The sequence below is a fragment of the Rhodococcus sp. ARC_M6 genome (genome assembly GCF_022810305.1).
Taxonomy (GTDB): domain Bacteria; phylum Actinomycetota; class Actinomycetes; order Mycobacteriales; family Mycobacteriaceae; genus Rhodococcus_F.
Genome location: NZ_JALGQH010000131.1, coordinates 1 through 243, shown reverse-complemented (window position 1 = coordinate 243; position 243 = coordinate 1). Strand labels below are relative to the sequence as shown.

Sequence of the window (243 nt, the reverse complement as noted above, 5' to 3'; positions counted from 1 at the left end):
CTCGCCCGCACCCGCATCAACCGCTGCAACAACCGAGTCCGCCTCCGAACCTCCAGCCGCCGCTCCCGCCGCGCCAACTTCAGGGCCCGAACATCCATCACAGCACGCCGCCGCCGGCGTTCACCCCCAACCCGGGCAGCCTTGTTCTCGAGTTTGGTCCGCCGCCGCGGCCCACCCTCCGGTGGGATCGGTTCAGTTGATCCCGCCAGCAATCCCGCCGCCCGAGTCCGGTAACAATGCCCC

At 70.0% G+C, this 243-nt stretch carries 1 pseudogene; it reads left to right on the top strand.

What is annotated here, in order from left to right:
* Positions 1-200 (top strand): annotated as a pseudogene (locus MTX36_RS29680) (hypothetical protein); the annotation flags it as partial.
* Between the last annotated feature and the right edge of the window lie 43 nt (positions 201-243).